This is a genomic window from Agrococcus jenensis, assembly GCF_003752465.1.
GTDB lineage: Bacteria > Actinomycetota > Actinomycetes > Actinomycetales > Microbacteriaceae > Agrococcus > Agrococcus jenensis.
The window spans coordinates 1,100,653-1,116,398 of sequence record NZ_RKHJ01000001.1 but is presented as its reverse complement, the minus strand read 5'-3'; the positions used below and the strand labels follow the sequence as shown (position 1 = coordinate 1,116,398).

Annotated in this window: 18 protein-coding genes; 5 read left to right on the top strand and 13 right to left on the bottom strand. The window is 71.7% G+C overall.

The window, feature by feature from the left end:
• Positions 1 to 22: 22 nt before the first annotated feature.
• On the bottom strand, positions 23 to 1,384 hold the full coding sequence (locus EDD26_RS05535; RefSeq protein WP_123696792.1) for an NAD(P)H-dependent oxidoreductase: 1,362 nt from the start codon (positions 1,382 to 1,384) through the stop codon (positions 23 to 25).
• A 129-nt stretch (positions 1,385 to 1,513) separates the two neighbouring features.
• Between EDD26_RS05535 and EDD26_RS05530 the strand changes: the two genes are divergently transcribed.
• The 3 genes from EDD26_RS05530 (at position 1,514) to EDD26_RS05520 (ending at position 3,859) form a co-directional block, all read left to right on the top strand.
• Positions 1,514 to 2,071: a hypothetical protein gene (locus tag EDD26_RS05530; RefSeq protein ID WP_123696791.1), complete on the top strand. Its 558-nt coding sequence runs from the start codon at positions 1,514 to 1,516 to the stop codon at positions 2,069 to 2,071.
• Between the two features lie 293 nt (positions 2,072 to 2,364).
• Positions 2,365 to 2,865: a hypothetical protein gene (locus EDD26_RS05525; protein WP_148058699.1), complete on the top strand. Its 501-nt coding sequence runs from the start codon at positions 2,365 to 2,367 to the stop codon at positions 2,863 to 2,865.
• 19 nt (positions 2,866 to 2,884) lie between these two features.
• The gene (locus EDD26_RS05520; protein WP_123696789.1) at positions 2,885 to 3,859 is read left to right on the top strand and encodes a Gfo/Idh/MocA family protein; all 975 of its coding nucleotides are present in this window, start codon (positions 2,885 to 2,887) and stop codon (positions 3,857 to 3,859) included.
• 74 nt (positions 3,860 to 3,933) lie between these two features.
• On the opposite strand, the gene EDD26_RS05515 is transcribed toward EDD26_RS05520, so the two are convergent.
• The 8 genes from EDD26_RS05515 to EDD26_RS05480 form a co-directional block, all read right to left on the bottom strand.
• Positions 3,934 to 4,224 (bottom strand): DUF2277 domain-containing protein, encoded by a 291-nt coding sequence (locus tag EDD26_RS05515; RefSeq protein WP_123696788.1) that lies wholly within the window; start codon positions 4,222 to 4,224, stop codon positions 3,934 to 3,936.
• A 144-nt stretch (positions 4,225 to 4,368) separates the two neighbouring features.
• Positions 4,369 to 5,214 carry a transglutaminase family protein gene (locus tag EDD26_RS05510; RefSeq protein ID WP_123696787.1) on the bottom strand — a complete coding sequence of 282 codons (846 nt, stop codon included), beginning with the start codon at positions 5,212 to 5,214 and terminating at the stop codon, positions 4,369 to 4,371.
• Positions 5,211 to 6,140 (bottom strand): alpha-E domain-containing protein, encoded by a 930-nt coding sequence (locus EDD26_RS05505; RefSeq protein WP_123698465.1) that lies wholly within the window; start codon positions 6,138 to 6,140, stop codon positions 5,211 to 5,213. The genes EDD26_RS05510 and EDD26_RS05505 overlap by 4 nt, the downstream gene beginning before the upstream one ends.
• Positions 6,140 to 7,900 (bottom strand): circularly permuted type 2 ATP-grasp protein, encoded by a 1,761-nt coding sequence (locus tag EDD26_RS05500; protein WP_123696786.1) that lies wholly within the window; start codon positions 7,898 to 7,900, stop codon positions 6,140 to 6,142. Before EDD26_RS05500 ends, EDD26_RS05505 begins: the two co-directional genes overlap by 1 nt.
• Before the next feature lie 85 nt (positions 7,901 to 7,985).
• On the bottom strand, positions 7,986 to 8,747 hold the full coding sequence (locus tag EDD26_RS05495; RefSeq protein ID WP_123696785.1) for an ABC transporter permease: 762 nt from the start codon (positions 8,745 to 8,747) through the stop codon (positions 7,986 to 7,988).
• Positions 8,744 to 9,553, bottom strand: a complete 810-nt coding sequence (locus EDD26_RS05490; RefSeq protein ID WP_123696784.1) for an ABC transporter ATP-binding protein — start codon at positions 9,551 to 9,553, stop codon at positions 8,744 to 8,746. Before EDD26_RS05490 ends, EDD26_RS05495 begins: the two co-directional genes overlap by 4 nt.
• Positions 9,550 to 9,912 carry a DUF1048 domain-containing protein gene (locus EDD26_RS05485; RefSeq protein ID WP_123696783.1) on the bottom strand — a complete coding sequence of 121 codons (363 nt, stop codon included), beginning with the start codon at positions 9,910 to 9,912 and terminating at the stop codon, positions 9,550 to 9,552. Before EDD26_RS05485 ends, EDD26_RS05490 begins: the two co-directional genes overlap by 4 nt.
• A gap of 2 nt (positions 9,913 to 9,914) precedes the next feature.
• Entirely contained in the window at positions 9,915 to 10,271 is a 357-nt protein-coding gene (locus EDD26_RS05480; protein WP_123698464.1) for a PadR family transcriptional regulator, read from the bottom strand.
• 170 nt (positions 10,272 to 10,441) lie between these two features.
• Between EDD26_RS05480 and EDD26_RS05475 the strand changes: the two genes are divergently transcribed.
• Entirely contained in the window at positions 10,442 to 10,846 is a 405-nt protein-coding gene (locus EDD26_RS05475; protein WP_123696782.1) for a RidA family protein, read from the top strand.
• Positions 10,847 to 10,923: 77 nt separating this feature from the next.
• On the opposite strand, the gene EDD26_RS05470 is transcribed toward EDD26_RS05475, so the two are convergent.
• Together EDD26_RS05470 and EDD26_RS05465 are read right to left on the bottom strand one after the other, a co-directional pair.
• Complete coding sequence (locus EDD26_RS05470; RefSeq protein ID WP_123696781.1) at positions 10,924 to 11,634, bottom strand: DUF2652 domain-containing protein; 711 nt, start codon at positions 11,632 to 11,634, stop codon at positions 10,924 to 10,926.
• A gap of 81 nt (positions 11,635 to 11,715) precedes the next feature.
• A complete protein-coding gene (locus tag EDD26_RS05465; RefSeq protein WP_123696780.1) occupies positions 11,716 to 13,404 on the bottom strand; it encodes an MFS transporter in 1,689 nt (562 codons plus the stop codon).
• Positions 13,405 to 13,493: 89 nt separating this feature from the next.
• Here EDD26_RS05465 and EDD26_RS05460 point away from each other — a divergent pair, with 89 nt between their 5' ends.
• Entirely contained in the window at positions 13,494 to 14,018 is a 525-nt protein-coding gene (locus tag EDD26_RS05460; RefSeq protein ID WP_123696779.1) for an adenine phosphoribosyltransferase, read from the top strand.
• Positions 14,019 to 14,084: 66 nt separating this feature from the next.
• Here EDD26_RS05460 and EDD26_RS05455 read toward each other — a convergent pair whose 3' ends face one another.
• Both EDD26_RS05455 and EDD26_RS05450 read right to left on the bottom strand, forming a co-directional pair.
• Positions 14,085 to 14,954 (bottom strand): sugar phosphate isomerase/epimerase family protein, encoded by an 870-nt coding sequence (locus EDD26_RS05455; RefSeq protein ID WP_123696778.1) that lies wholly within the window; start codon positions 14,952 to 14,954, stop codon positions 14,085 to 14,087.
• A 21-nt stretch (positions 14,955 to 14,975) separates the two neighbouring features.
• Complete coding sequence (locus EDD26_RS05450; RefSeq protein WP_123696777.1) at positions 14,976 to 15,746, bottom strand: class II aldolase/adducin family protein; 771 nt, start codon at positions 15,744 to 15,746, stop codon at positions 14,976 to 14,978.

Below are 15,746 nucleotides of genomic sequence, written 5' to 3'. Positions count from 1 at the left end.
TGTCAACAGTAGAACGCGCGCGTTATGAAACCGTGACGGACTGCTCGGCGCGGAACTCCGCCTCGAGCTCTCGGCGGAACCGGACGGCCGCGAGCGACCCGTCCGCATCCACGTCGTTCCAGGTGACCGAGCGGTCCTTGGGCACGTCGCGGATGAGCTTCGCGCCGTGCGCGAGGCCCAGCGGGAGCGCCTCCTGCTCGAGCGAGAAGCTCGCGGGGCGGAGCTTGCCGAAGACCGTGAAGCCGCCCTCGCCGTCGAGCGTCTCGCCGGCCTTGAGGTCGCGCTTCGCGGTCGTCACGACGTCGCCGCGGAAGCCTGTCGGGGCGCCGGTGGGCTCGCCGCGCAGCACAGCGCTCGCGATCGAGACCCCGAGCTCGAGGCCGATCATGTGGTACGGCCGGTAGAGCGAGCCGTAGCGGCCCGTCTCGTCGGTCTTCACGCCGTACTCGGCGAAGCACTGCACGGCGTAGTCGGTCTTCGCCTCGAAGGTGACGTAGACCCCCCAGCGGATGTCCCGCTCGACCTCCGAGCCGTCGCGGTGCAGGCTCGAGGCGATCTCGACGGTGCCACGGCGGTCGAGCTCGCCGCCGACGGAGCGCTCGCGGAAGATGCGCGGGAGGTCCTCGACGCCCGCGGGCGGGAAGTGGAGGCCCTCGAGCTGCGGCTCGAGACCGGTGCCGTTCGCGACGGCGGCCATCTCGATCGCCGACTTCGTGCCGTCGAGGAACGAGTTGAACATCTTCGGGTTGAAGTCGCCCGAGGCGAGCTGCTCCGGCGTGAAGCCGTAGTAGTCCCAGACGGTGTCGGGCGTCGAGTAGTGGTACTCGGGCAGGTACTTCGTGCCCTTGCCGGCGCCGACGACGTCGAAGCCGACCGTGCGGCACCAGTCGACGAGCTCGGAGATGAGCGCGGGCTGGTCGCCGTACGCCATGGAGTAGACGACGCCGGCCGCGGCAGCGCGGCGCTGCAGCAGCGGGCCGACCATGCAGTCGGCCTCGACGTTGACCATGATCACGTGCTTGCCGTTGTCGATGGCCGCGACCGCGTGGTCGGTGCCGACGATCGGGTTGCCGGTGATCTCGAGGATGACCTCGACCGAGGGATGCTTGATGAGCGCCATCGAGTCGTCGATCACGGCGGTCAGGCCGGTGCGCGCGGCCTCGTCGAGCGAAGTGGCGGCGTAGCGGTCGGCCGACCAACCGGTGCGCGAGAGCGCGTCCTTCGCCTTCGGCACGTTGATGTCTGCAACGCCGACGACGTGGAACTCGGGGGTGACGGATGCCTGCGTGAGGAACATCGACGCGAACTTGCCGGCACCGATCACGCCGACTCGGATGGGGCCGGACTCGGCCGCTCGACGACGCAGTAGCGCGTGGAGGTTCATGACTGCTCCTTTGCAGTGGGCATCTCGTGCTGTTCTACTGTTGACAGTAAAACACGGTCTGGGATCTCGTCAAGTGCGAGCTGTGGAGAGGCCTGACCGAGCGGGTGCAGCGCGGCGTACTCTGCCCCCATGCTCCGGAGGCTCGCAGCAGGCGCCGCGCTCGTCGCGGCGCTCGCGCTCGCGGGTTGCACGCCGCCGGGGCCGACGGAGTCCTCGACGCCGGTCGCGACGCCGACCAGCGAGCCACCGAGCGAAGAGGACCTTCTGGTTGAGGCGCGAGCTGCGTGGGACGCTTACCGAGATCGGCTCGATGACTTCGGAGCGGACCCGTCGACGGCCACTCGTGAAGGTCTACTCGAAGTGGCGACGCCGGAAGTTGCAGACGCGCTGCTCGTCAATTTCGAGGATGCCGCTGAGCGGCGCCTACACACCGAGGGCACTCGCGAAACGACGGCGTTTGAGGTGTCCGACTTCTCGTCCGGTCCGGCGTCACTTCAAGTCAGCGTCTGCGTCGACCTCTCCGGAGAACGCTACATAGGAGACGAGGGCACCGATCTCACTCCCCCGGACCGACCGAACCAGCGAGGCTCGCTTGTGGACCTAGTTCGAGCGCATCAGGGAGACAACTACCTGATCGCGGGCGAGGCTGAGCTCGCCTTGACCGACTCCCAAAACCCATGCGACTAGCAACCCGATGCCTTGCCTCCGCGACGCTGCTGATAGTCGGCGCAGCGGTTACTGCTGGCGCCGTCGCGCCTGAACCTCCGCCGGTCGTTTCCGAGTTTGAGGACGCCGCGCTCGTCTTGGCGGGCGAGAGGCTTGATGCCGGCACTCCCAGCACCGGTGCCCGCGCCGGCGCAACAGACTGGGCCGCACTCTGGGCCGCTTACATACAGTCGCTCCGCGAGGAATGCATGGCGAACTCCACGCCTGGGCTGGAGCGGTGTGACGTGCTGGTCGCGACGGGGCCCGGCCAGGCAGTGGCAGCAACTGGAGTCGCGCCGATCACGCTCGCGGACCTCGCGCAGTTCCGCCCGATCGTCGGGGAGCTCGTCGTCGAGCCGGACGGGTGGGGCGTCGTCGGCACACCGACGAACTTCTACGCCACCGCCGTGACGCACACGATGGACGGCGAGCTGTTCGACGCTCCGATCGAGGTGCGCTGGACACCCACCGCGTACGTCTTCGACTACGGCGACGGCACGACCGAGACGAGCGACGCATCCGGCGCGGCGTGGAGCGGCACCGACGAGTCGTGGACGGAGACCGCGACGAGCCACGCCTACGCGGAGCGCGTCGACGTCACCGCATCCCTCACGGTCGTCTTCACCGCCGAGGTCGACGCGGGCGGCGGCTGGTTCGCGGTGCCCGGCACCCTGCCCGTCGGCGCGCCACCGGTGAGCGTGAAGATCTTCGAGGTCGAGACCGTGCTCACGAACGGCGACTGCATGGCGAACCCCTCGGCCCCGGGATGCGGGTGACCCGGGCTAGAGTCGCCGCATGACGACCTCCTCGCCCGGCTGGGGCATCCTCGCGCCCGGCGGCATCGCCGGAGCATTCGCCCGCGACCTCGCCGTCGGCGGCCACCGCCTCGTCGCGGTCGGCAGCCGCGATCAGGGTCGCGCCGAGGCGTTCGCGACGACGCATGGCGCCACCACTGCGCACGGCAGCTACGAGGCCCTCGTCGCCGATCCCGACGTCGACGTCATCTACGTCGCGTCGCCGCACGGGCTGCACCGCGAGCACGCGCTGCTCGCGATCGAGGCGGGGAAGCACGTGCTGGTCGAGAAGGCGTTCACCACGACGGGCGACGAAGCGCAGGAGGTCGTCGACGCCGCCCGCGCGAAGGGCGTCTTCGTGATGGAGGCGATGTGGACGCGCTTCCTGCCGACGATGGTCGCCGTGCGCGAGCGCATCGCGGCGGGCGATCTCGGCGAGCTCGTGAGCGTCACCGCCGACCACTCGCAGATGCTCGACCTCTCCCCCGGCAGCCGCATGATCGAGCCCGCGCTGGGCGGTGGCGCGCTCCTCGACCTCGGCGTCTACTGCGTCTCGCTCGCGCACGCGTTCCTCGGTCCGGTGACGCAGGTGCGCGCGGCGGGTGCCGTCGATCAGGCGGGCGTCGACCACCGAGGCTCGGCGATCCTCACGCACGAGGGCGGTCGCCAGTCGACCGTGACCTTCTCGATGGAGACGCTCGGTTCCAACCGCGCCTCGATCGCCGGCACAGAGGGCGTGATCGAGCTCGACCCCGCGTTCTACGTGTGGACCGGGTTCACTCGCCGCCACGCATCCGGCGACAAGGAGACGTTCGTGCCCGAGACGGACGGACGCGGGATGCAGTTCCAGGCCGTAGAGGTCGAGCGCTGCGTCGCGGCGGGGCAGCTCGAGAGCCCGCTCATGCCGCTCGACGAGACGGTCGCCATCATGCGCGTGATGGACGAGATCACCGCGCAGATGCGCGCCTCCGCCTGAACTCTCAACGTCGCTGGTGGTTGCTCGCCCGCCATAGCGGCCCGAGCGACCACTGGCGACGTTGAGGATTCGGGTCAGCTCGCGGCTGCTGCGGCCGCCTCGCGCTCGGCGATGCGAGCCCGCACCTCCGGGCGGCGGAGCGGCGGCACGGTCTGCGGCGGCTGGCGCCGGTCCGGCAGGTCGGCGAGCAGGTGCTCGGTGATGTGCGCGATCTCGGCGACCGCGCGCTCGAACGCGTCGCGAGTCCGTTCCGTCGGATGCGTGATGCCAGAGACCTTCCGCACGTACTGCCGCGCGGCGGCCTCGATCTCCTCGTCGTTGGCGGCGGGCTGCAGCCCCCGCAGCTCGGTGATGTTCCTGCACATGGCGACCACGGTAGGCCGCCGGTGCGGTGATCGCCAAGGGCCGATGGTCTCGATACGCGGTCGGCTGCGCCGACTGCTACTCGACCAGCGAGTGATCAGGAGTACGCGGTCGGCTGCGCCGACTGCTCCTCGACCAGCGGGTGGTCAGGACTCCTTCGTGATCTCCACGCTGACGAAGAGCTGGCTCTTGCCGGCACCCGCGTAGACACCGCGCAGCGGCGGCACGTCGTTGTAGTCGCGGCCGAGCCCGACCTTGACGTGGCGCTCGCCGATGTCGATGAGGTTCGTCGGGTCCCACGCGTTCCACTCGCCGGTGAACCACTCCACCCACGCGTGCGACTCACCGCGGATCGTCTCGCCGATCTGCGCGTTCGGCCGGGGGTGCAGGTAGCCCGAGACGTAGCGTGCCGGGATGCCGACCTGGCGGAGCGCGCCGATCGTGATGTGCGCGATGTCCTGGCAGACGCCCTTGCGGTTGGTCCAGGCCTCGGCGGCGAGCGTGTGCACGTGCGTCACGCCCGACATGTACTCCATCTCCTCGCCGACCATGCGCGCGATCGCCGCAGCGGCGGCCCCAGGCGTCTCGGACGCATCCCGGATCTCCTGCGCCGCGGCGATGAGGTCGTCGGTCGGGCGGGTGCGGATCGTCTGGCCGAGCTGCTCGACGTACTGCGTGGCCCGCAGCGCGACCTTCTCGAGCTGCTCCCACGACAGGTCGTGCCCGCCGGTGAGGCGCGGGCGCACCTCGATGAGGCTCGTCGCGGTCAGCTGCAGCTCGGTGTGCGGGGCGAGCACGTCGAACGAGACGACCTTCGTGCCCCAGTAGTCCTCGTACGTGTTCACCGAGGTGTTGGGGCGGATGTCGAGGTTCGAGTAGATGACGAACTGGCCGTCGGATGTCGACGGCAGCATGCGCGACTCGTTGTACGACGCGACGGCCGGCTGCTCGTAGCGGTAGCCGGTGGTGTGACGGATGCGGATGCGGCTCACGATGCCTCCCTGGTCCAGGCGGGCATGTTGTGGGTCGGGAAGTAGCGCTCGCGCACGGCGTGCGACACGTTCGTCGTGGTCGTCTGGACCTTGTCCATCACGACCGGCAGGTCCTCGATGATGTCCTGGATCGGGCGGAACTCGAGCTCCGCGCGGATCTGCCCGAGCATCCGCTGGGCGATGTCGACGTAGCCGACCCGCTCCTGCCGCGGCTCGATGTCCTGCAGGCACGCCTCGGCGCTCCGCACCGAGAACAGGATCGAGCGCGGGAACAGCCGGTCGAGCAGCAGGAACTCGGCCGCGTTCGTGCTCGAGGGCACCCCGCGGTAGGTGCGCAGGTAGGCCTCGTAGGCGCCGACCGAACGCAGGATGGTCGTCCACGACGGGCCGGACGCCTCGGTGAGCGCGCGGGTCGCGAGCAGTCGCGCGACCATGTCGGCGCGCTCGATCGAGCGGCCCAGCGTGAAGAAGCTCCACGCGTCGTCGTGGCTCACCGTCGAGTCGGCCATCCCGCTCGCGAGCGCCGAGCGCTCGCGCACCCAGCCGAACATCTGGTGCACCTGGTCGGGGCTCACGCGCCGCGGCATGTTCGCGTAGGTGGCGTTGAGCACCTCCCACAGCTCGGTCGAGATGATCTCGCGAGCGCGGCGAGCGTTCTCGCGGGCGGCGTTCACGGAGTAGGCGATCGACGCCGGCTGCGTGCGGTCGGTCGCGAGCGAGTTCACGACGTCGACGCGCGTGAGCTTGCGCTCCGGCGGGGCGTCGTGGCCCATGACGCCGAGCAGCGCGCGGCAGGCGGTGTCCTCGTCGACCGCGACATCCTCGAGCAGCAGCTGGAGGTAGACGTCGAGGATGCGCGCGGTGCCGTCGGCCCGCTCGATGTAGCGGCCGATCCAGAACAGGCTCTCGGCGATGCGGCTGAGCATCATGGCTGGGTGCCTTCCGTGTCGGGCCGGTGTCGTCTCGGGACGCGGTCGGCTCCGCCGACCGCGCCTCGACGAGGGCCGGAGGACTGCGACTGGCGCTGCGACTGGCGCTGCCCGCCGCGCGACTGCGACTGCGACTGCGACTGGCTCTGCTGCTGCTGCTCGCCCTGGCCGCGCGGGGCGTCCTGCGGCGACTGGTCCTGCGGGTGCTCGTGGCCGGCGATGATCGAGATCGGCCGGGTCATCGGCTCACCCGACGCGCCGAACTCGGCGTCGTGGTCGATGAGCGGCAGCTGCTCGCGAGCGCCGGCGATCACCCAGGTGTCCTTCGAGCCGCCGCCCTGCGACGAGTTCACGACCAGCTGGCCCTCGGGCAGCGCGACGCGCGTGAGGCCACCGGGCAGCACCCAGACATCCTTGCCGTCGTTGACGGCGAACGGGCGGAGGTCGACGTGGCGGGGGCGCATGCCGTCCTCGACGAGCGTCGGGATGGTCGACAGCTGCACGACCGGCTGCGCGATCCAGCCGCGCGGGTCGTCGAGCAGCCGCTGCTTGAGCGCCTCGAGCTCCTCGGGCGTCGCGTCGGGGCCGACGACGAGGCCCTTGCCGCCCGAGCCGTCGACGGGCTTCACGACGAGCTCGTGCAGGCGGTCGATGACCTCCTCGAGCGCGCCCGGATCCTCGAGCCGCCACGTGTCGACGTTCTTGAGGATCGGCTCCTCCGACAGGTAGTAGCGGATGAGCTCTGGCACGTAGGTGTAGACCAGCTTGTCGTCGGCGATGCCGTTGCCGACCGCGTTGGCGATCGTGACGTTGCCGAGGCGCGCGGCGAGCATGAGGCCGGGGCTGCCGAGCATCGAGTCGGCGCGGAACTGCAGCGGGTCGAGGTAGTCGTCGTCGACGCGGCGGTAGATGACGTCGACGCGCGCCGGCCCCTCCGTCGTGCGCATGTAGACGCGGCCGCCGGAGGTGAACAGGTCGCGGCCCTCGACGAGCTCGACGCCCATGAGGCGCGCGAGCAGCGTGTGCTCGAAGTAGGCGGAGTTGTAGACGCCGGGCGTGAGCACGACGACGCGCGGGTCGTCGACGCCGGCGGGCGCGGCGGCGCGCAGCGCGTGGAGCAGCTTGTCGCAGTAGTCGCCGACCGGGCGCACGCGCATGGTCGAGAACATCTCGGGCAGCGTCTGCGCGATCACGCGGCGGTTCGAGATGACGTACGAGACGCCGGAGGGCACGCGCACGTTGTCCTCGAGCACGCGCCACTCGCCGTCCTGGTCGCGGATGAGGTCGATCCCCGAGACGTGGATGCGCACGCCGTTCGCGCCGACGACGCCCGCGGCCTGGCGGTGGAAGTGCGTCGACGTGGAGATGAGCTTCGCCGGGACGATGCCGTCCTCGACCGCGCGCTGGGGGCCGTACATGTCGGCGAGGAACGCCTCGAGCGCCCGCACCCGCTGCTGCACGCCCGACTCGACGTGGCGCCAGTCCTCGGCGGTGATGATGCGCGGGATGGCGTCGAGCGGGAACGGCCGCTCCTCGCCCGCGAAGTCGAAGGTGACGCCCTGCGCGAGGTAGGAGGTGGCGAGCGCGTCGGCGCGCGTGCGGAGGTCGTCCTTCGTCAGCTCCGAGAGCGCGTCGTACAGCGGCTTGTACGGGCCGCGCGCGGCGCCCTTGCTCTCGAACATCTCATCCCACGCGGTGCCCTCGCGCTTCCGGGGGTTCGCGAAGGGCTTGTCGTAGTCGTCGAACAGATCGCCCATGTCCGCGAGCCTAGCCGGACCGCTGTTTCCGGCTCGTGTCGGCGGCCCCGGCGCATCCGCGGTCCCGGGGCCCTCGACCGCTTCGTCAGCCGACCTTGCGGCGGTACAGCGCGGTGGCGAGCACCGCCGCGACGGCGAGGATGCCGACGCACCAGCCGAGCGCGATCCACAGCTCGGCGCCCACCGGCTGCTGCGCGAGCAGCGCCCTGATCGCGTCGACGATCGACGTGACCGGCTGATGCTCGGCGAACCAGCGCACCGGGCCGGGCATCGACTCGGTGGGCACGAAGGCCGACGAGACGAACGGCAGCAGGATGAGCGGGTAGGAGAAGGCGCTCGCGCCGTCGACGGTCTTGGCCGAGAGGCCGGCGATCACCGCGATCCAGGTGAGGGCGAGCGTGAAGAGCGTCAGGATGCCGGCGACGCCGAGCCACGCGAGCACGCTCGCGCCCGAGCGGAAGCCCATGAGCAGCGCGGCGCCGATCACGATCGCGACCGAGACGAGGTTCGCCACGAGCGACGTGAGCACGTGCGCCCAGAGCACCGAGGAGCGCGCGATCGGCATCGACTGGAAGCGCTCGACGATGCCGGCCTGCAGGTCGAGGAAGAGCCGGTACGCCGTGTACGCGATGCCCGAGGCGACGGTGATGAGCAGGATGCCGGGCAGCAGGTAGTCGACGTACGAGGCGCCGCCCACGTCGATCGCGCCGCCGAAGACGAAGACGAACAGCACGAGGAACGCGATCGGCATCACCGCGGTGGTGATGATCGTGTCGGGGCTGCGGAGGATGTGGCGCAGCGAGCGCCCGGTGAGCACGGCGGTGTCGCCGACGGCGTGCGTGGTCATGCGGACTCCTCGGAGGCGGGCGCCGCGGTGGGCGCATCGGTGCCGGCACGGCCGACGATGGCGAGGAAGACCTCCTCGAGGGTGGGCTGCACCTCGACGACCTCGACGGTCGCCTTGGGCAGCAGCGCGCGGAGCTCGGCGAGCGTGCCGTCGACCGCGATGCGACCCTCGTGCAGGATCGCGATGCGGTCGGCGAGCTGCTCGGCCTCCTCCAGGTACTGCGTGGTGAGCAGCACGGTCGTGCCGGAGCGCGCGAGCTCGCGCACCGCATCCCACACCTCGTTGCGGGCCTGCGGGTCGAGCCCGGTGGTCGGCTCGTCGAGGACGATGACCGGCGGCGAGCCGATGAGGCTCATCGCGATGTCGAGCCGGCGGCGCATGCCGCCCGAGTAGGTGCCGACCCGGCGACCGCCGGCCTCGTCGAGCGAGAAGCGCGCGAGGAGGGCGTCGGCGATGGCGCCGGGATCTTGCAGGTGGCGGAGGCGCGCGACGAGCGCGAGGTTCTCGCGGCCGGTGAGGATCTCGTCGACGGCGGCGAACTGCCCGGTGAGGCTGATCGCCTCGCGGACGGCCGCCGCGTCGGTGCGCACGTCGTGGCCCTCGACGGTCGCCGTGCCCGCATCCTGCCGCAGCAGTGTCGCGAGGATGCGCACGAGGGTCGTCTTCCCGGCACCGTTCGAGCCGAGCAGGGCGACGATCGTGCCCCGCTCGACGTCGAGGTCGACGCCGCGCAGCACCGAGAGCGCCTTGTACGACTTCTCGACGCCCCGGACCCGGATGACCGGCTCCGCGATCGCGGTGCTCATCGCTCCCCCTCGGCGACGGCCTTGGCGATCGAGGCGTTGAGGCGGGCGCGCTCCTTCGAGATCCAGCTGCCCTGCGGGTAGTTGGCGAGGAAGGTCTCGGCGAAGTCGACCGCGTCGTCGCCGAGCAGCTCGTGGATGGGCGTCCGCGCCTCGGCGCCCTGCTCGAGCAGCGTCACGAGGTCGTCGAGCATGGCGAGCAGCATCGCGGTGTCGTTGCCGGCGCCCAGGTTCATCAGGTACCGCTCGAGCGCTGCACCGCTCGCCCGGTACGGCTCCGGCAGCGCCTTCACGCGCGCCTTGTACTCGCGGTACTGACGCTTGCCCTCGAAGTCGCCGATGATCTTCTCGAAGATCGACATGGTCACATCCCTCCTGCCGTGGTGGGGCCGGTCCGGCCCTCTGCGCGCAGGGACTCGAGGCGCTCCGAGAGGAAGCCCCAGTTCGCCCAGAACTCCTCCAGGTACTCGCCGCCCTGCGCGTTCAGCGAGTAGACCTTGCGCGGAGGGCCCTTCTCCGAGGGCACCTTCTCGACGTCGACGAGGCCGCGCTGCTCCACGCGCACCAGGAGGGCGTAGATCGTGCCCTCCGCGATGTCGCTGAAGCCCTCCTCGCGGAGCCGCGCGGTGATCTCGTACCCGTAGGCGGGGCCGCCGCCGAGGATCGCGAGCACCAGGCCCTCGAGGATGCCCTTGAGCATCTCCGTCACCTGTCTGGGCATCCCGTCCTCCGTCCTGATGAGCACCGGCTGCATCTCTGGTGCCGACTACTCAGTGTCACTGACTACTGGTACATAGTATCGCTGAGTACCGGTTGCGCAAGCCCTTCGTGCGGTGGATCTGGCGACGGTCGTGGGGTGACACCGGCGGCGGCCCGGTGCACCCTGTCGGCATGGATGCGATCGCCCGACTCCGACCGGACGGCCTCGTCCGCTCCCCCGCCTTCAGCCATGTCGCGATCGTCCCGCCGGGGGCGACGATGGTCTACGTCGGCGGCCAGAACGGTGTCGACGAGACCGGCGCGCTCGTCTCGGACGATGCTGCCGCCCAGTCGGCGCGTGCCGTCGACAACGCCGCCGTCGCGCTTGCCGCGGCAGGCGCGTCGCTCGCCGACGTCGTGCAGTGGACGGTGCTGCTCGCCGAGGGCGCCGACATCGCCGCCGCCTACGGCGCCGTGGCGCAGAAGCTCGCGAGCGACGGCGAGCCGGCGCTCGTGACCGCGGCGATCGTCTCGGCGCTCGGCGTGCCCGGCGCCCTCGTGGAGGTGAGCGCCGTCGCGGCGGTCATGCCCGCCTGAATCTCGACGTCGCGGGTGGTAGCGCGAGCGGTATATCGCCTCGTGCGACCACCCGCGACGTTGAGATCCGGGGACGGTCAGCTCGAGGGGGCGCGGCCGCGGGACTGCTTGAGGCCGAGCATGTACGGGAGGCCCTCGCCGACGGCGCGGAAGGTGCTGCCGAGCCGCGCCGACCACGACGCCGGCGGCACCGGCGGCGGGTCGTCGAGGTCGGCGACGTCGACGAAGAAGGCCCGGATCTCGCCGATGCCCTCGAGGTCGGGGGTGATCTCGCGCACGTCGCCCGGCACGGACGCCTCGCCGGTGCGGTACAGGTCCTCCGAGAGCAGCACGTACTCGGGGATCGGCACGGTGTTCTTCAGCAGCCGGTGCGCGAGGATCACGTCGATCCCGACGAGCTTCCTGCGGCCGCGGATGGCCTGGCTCGCGACGTCGCCGACGTGCGCGACGAACTTCAGCTTCAGGTCGCGCGCCTGCCGGCATCCGCCGCAGGGGCAGAGGTTCGCGACGACGTACTCGCGCTCGTGGTGGAACGCGCGGTGCATCGCGACCGCGGCGCCCAGGATCTCGCCGACCGCGCCGTCGTCGCTGGTCCCCACCCGGCGCGAGAGGAACGCGGCGTCGCCCTCGATCTCGACGAGCTCGAAGCCCGGGGCGGCGTCGACCATCCGGTCGAGCATCCGCGCGGTGTTCACCTCGGCGTGCGCCAGGGTCATGCGGTGCGACCCCATGTAGTCCGTGTAGCCGCCGATGTCGGCGATGAGGAGGGTCGCCCGCTCGGTGGTCACGGCGCTCACGATCCCACCGATGCCCCCGCGCCACAACGGCGGATGTCACCGCGCCACGACCGGATGCCGCCGCGCGGCCGGTCAGGGCGCCGGCGGCTCCTCGAGCGGCTCGCGAGGGCCGTAGCGGTCGAGCTCGTCGCCGACGTGGGCGAGCGCGGCCTCGGTGCTCGGGGCGTAGCCGAGCACGGCGAGCAGGAACCGCTCCGCGTCGATCGCCCGCAGGCGGAGCGCGGTGCTCGCCCGCACGGTCGCGGTGCGGCGGGTGCGGCGCAGCAGCGCGATCTCGCCGAACCCGTCGCCCTCTGCGAGCGTCGCGACGACGCGACCGTCACCCACGACATCCGCTCGCCCGGACTCGACGACGTAGAAGCGGTCACCGATCTCGCCTTCGGTGATCACCGCCTGCCCGGAGTGCACCGCGATCGACTCGAGCCCGCGGGCGAGCTGCTCGATGGCCGGCAGCGGCAGCGGCGCGAGCATCGGCACCCGCTGCAGCAGGTGGATGGCGCCGTCGAGGTCGCCGACCGTCCCGTCGAGCCGGCGGAGGCGGCGCCAGGCGACGAGCGCGAGCACCGGGCACAGCAGGCCGATCGCGATGAGCGCCGCCTCGACGCCGAACCACTGCACGAGCGCCGACGCGAGGAGGGCGCCGACCCCGATCGAGACGGCGACGAGGCTCTCGAGGATGCCGAAGACGCGCGCGAGCACCTCGTCCGGCGCCAGTCGGCCGATCAGGGTGAAGCCGGCGACGTCGATGAGCGCGTTGCCGACGCCGATGAAGGCCAGCAGCACGAGCGCAGCGGGCTGCTCGGGGAAGACGCCCACGAGGGCGAGCGGCAGTCCCCACAGCGCGACGCCGAGGGCGAACCAGCCGCCCAGCCGCCCGGAGCCGACGAGGAACGACGCGGCGAGGGAGCCGGCGACCGCGCCGACGCCGACGGCTGCCATGAGGGCGGCGGCGCCGGGCTCGCCCGTGCCGAGCAGCTCGATCGCCACCACCACCGAGAACACCGTGAGCGCACCGCGCGTCAGCGACTGCGCGGCGGCGAGGACGAGGATGAGCTGGAGGTCCGGGCGCCCGGCGACCGCGCGGATGCCGTCCGCCGCCTCGCGCAGCAGTCCGGGACCGCGGGGCGCGGCCGCCCGAGGCGCACCGTCGTAGCGGACGCGGAGCAGCAGCAGCGCCGCCCAGATCGACGCGCCGGCGGCGACCGCGAACACGACCGACACGTCGGCGACCGCGAGCAGCACCGTGGCCAGCAGCGGTCCGACGAGCGTGGCCACCGAGTCGAGCATCCCGCGCACGACGTTGGCGCTCGTCAGCTCGTGCCCCGTGCGGCACAGCGTCGGCAGGAGCGCGGAGTGGGCGGGGCGGAAGAGCGTGGCGGCGATGGTCGAGAGCACCGCGAGGGCGTAGACGACGAGCGTCGGTCCGGCGAGCGCCACCGTGATGGCCGCGGCGCCGGTCGCGACGCCGCGCGCGGCGGAGACCACGACGAGCACCCGCTCGCGCCGCCCCCGATCGGCGAACGGCGACAGCAGCGGGGCGAGGATCGCCGACGGCACCATGCGGAGGAGGCCGACGAGGCCGACGGCGAGCGCGCCGCCGTCCGCGTAGGCGACGATGCCGAGCGCGACGGTGAACGCCCACTCCGCGGTCCACGCGCCGAGGAAGCTCAGCTGCGCGCGGCGGAGGTTGGGGTTGCGCCAGTTGCTCGTGAAGGCAGCCGCGGCCAGCGCGAGCCGGCCGCTGCCCCGCGCCTCCGCCATGCGGGCACTCTACGGCCGCACCGGGCACGGCGCTACGGCCGGGCGCGGGCCGCGCGCGGGACGGCGATCGGCGCCGATAGCGTGGAGGGATGCCCGACCCCAGCCCCGCAGCGCTCGAGCGCGCCGAGTCGCTCATCGCGATCACTCCCGACTTCCCGTCGCCGGGCGTGCTCTTCCGCGACATCGGACCGCTGCTGACCGATGCGGATGCGCTCGCGACCGTCACGCACGCGCTGGCCGCCCCGTTCGAGGGCGGCTTCGACCTCGTGGCGGGCGTCGAGGCGCGCGGCTTCCTGCTCGCCGGCGCGGTCGCGGCGACCGCGGGAACCGGTCTGCTGCCCATCCGGAAGGCCGGGAAGACGCCGCGACCCACCGCATCCGTCGACTACGCGCTCGAGTACGGGGTCGCGACGATCGAGGCGGCGGGCGACCTCACGGGCCGGCGGGTGCTGCTCGTCGACGATGTGCTCGCGACCGGGGGCACGCTCGTCGCGGCGATCAGCCTCGTCGAGCAGCTCGGCGGCACCGTCACGGGCGTCGCCGTCGTGCTCGAGCTCTCGGACCTCGGCGGCCGGCGGCGCCTCCCCCAGGCACGCGCGGTCTTCACCGCCTGAATCTCAACGGAGCGGCTGGTCGCGCGAGGGCACTATCCCCTCCTGCTACCAACCGCTCCGTTGAGATCAGTGGAGGGCGATCGTCTCGACGCTGCGCAGCTGGTCGCGGATGAAGCGGTTCGCGTGCGCGGCGAGGTCGGCGGAGTCGTCCCACAGGTTGCGCCAGATGCCGAGCGTGTTCGACAGCGACTCGGAGACCACCGCGCTCGAGAACGACTCGAAGACGATCGGGCCGTCGTAGCCGAGCCGGCCGAGCCCGCGGAAGAACGAGCCGAAGTCGACCGAGCCGGTGCCGAGGTAGCCGCGGTGGCTCTCACCGATGTGCACGTACTTCAGGCGGTCGCCCGCGTCGAGGACGGGCTCGAGCATCCCCGACTCCTCGATGTTCATGTGGTACGTGTCGAGGTGCAGGTGCACGTTGTCGTGGCCGACCTCCTCGAGGAAGCGCAGGCCGCCGCGGGCGGTGTTCGCGATGTTCGTCTCGTAGCGGTTGACGATCTCGAGCGAGAGGGTGACGCCCGCGGCGGCCGCCCGGTCGCCGAGCCGGCCGAGCGCGGCCGCCGAGCTCGCTCGGCCTGCCGCGGTCGCCGGTGCCATGTACTTCTGCATCGCCGAGTAGATGACGCCGCAGAGGTGCTGCCCGCCGGCCTCCGCCACCACGTCGATCGCGCGCTCGAGCAGCGTCTCGCCCTGGCGGCTGACCGCGGGGTCCTCGCTCGAGAGGTCGTGCGCGGCGTCGAGGCCGAGGCTCGAGGTCATGGCGACGCCGTGGTCGTCGAGCATGCGCCGCACGAGCGCGCCGTCGATCGCGAACGGATCCATGAGCGGCAGCTCGAGCAGGTCGAACCCCGCTGCCTGGGTGCCGGCGATGGCCGTCTGGAGGCCCGCCTCGTCGAATGTGCCGGTGAAGACGAGGCCGTGGACGCCGATCTGCATGGTGAGCTCCTTCGCTGGTGGTCAGTGGGCCGCGTCGAGGATGGCGCGGCGGACGTGCTCGTCGTCCCGACCGTCGATGCGGTCGAGGACGTCGTCGGACAGGAAGCGCGGCTCGCCCGCGGCGAGCGCGCCGAGCAGGATGCGCGCGAACTTGTCGGCCATCTCGGTGATGCGGAGGCACTCGGCCGGGCTCGCGCCGATGGCGAAGATGCCGTGGTTCTGCAGCCACGCGACCTTGGGCAGCGCGCCGTGCCGGTCGGCGAAGCCGCGCAACTCGTGCCGCATGAGCCGCCCGAGGCCGAGGCCGGGGTCGACGTACGGCACGAGCAGGCTGCGCGTGCCGAGCACGACGACCTGGTCGGGGAAGAGCGCGCCGGCAACGAGCAGCTCCGCCCGGTCCGAGCACAGCAGCGCATTGGCGGCGACCGGATGCGTGTGGCACGCGGCCTCGGCGCCGGACGTCAGGACGACGGCGTGCAGCAGCGCCTCGACGCTCGGCCGCTTCGCCGCCGGGTCGACGCGCGCATCCATGAGCGCCTGGGCGACCCGCGCGTCGCCAGCGCCGCCCTCGAACGCCGTCGGGTCGTCGAGCAGCTCGAGGATGGGCTCGAACCGGCACTCGACGAGGTCGTCGGGACCGGAGGCCGCGAGCGACGACCCGGTGGCCTTGACGAGCATCCGCTCGTCGTCGAGCCGCGCCGAGACGTTGCCCTCGGCGAGGATCGTGAGCTCGCGCTGCGGCTCCCCCACGGCGTGGGCGAGCCGCAGCAGCGACGCCTCGAGCGCGCTCAT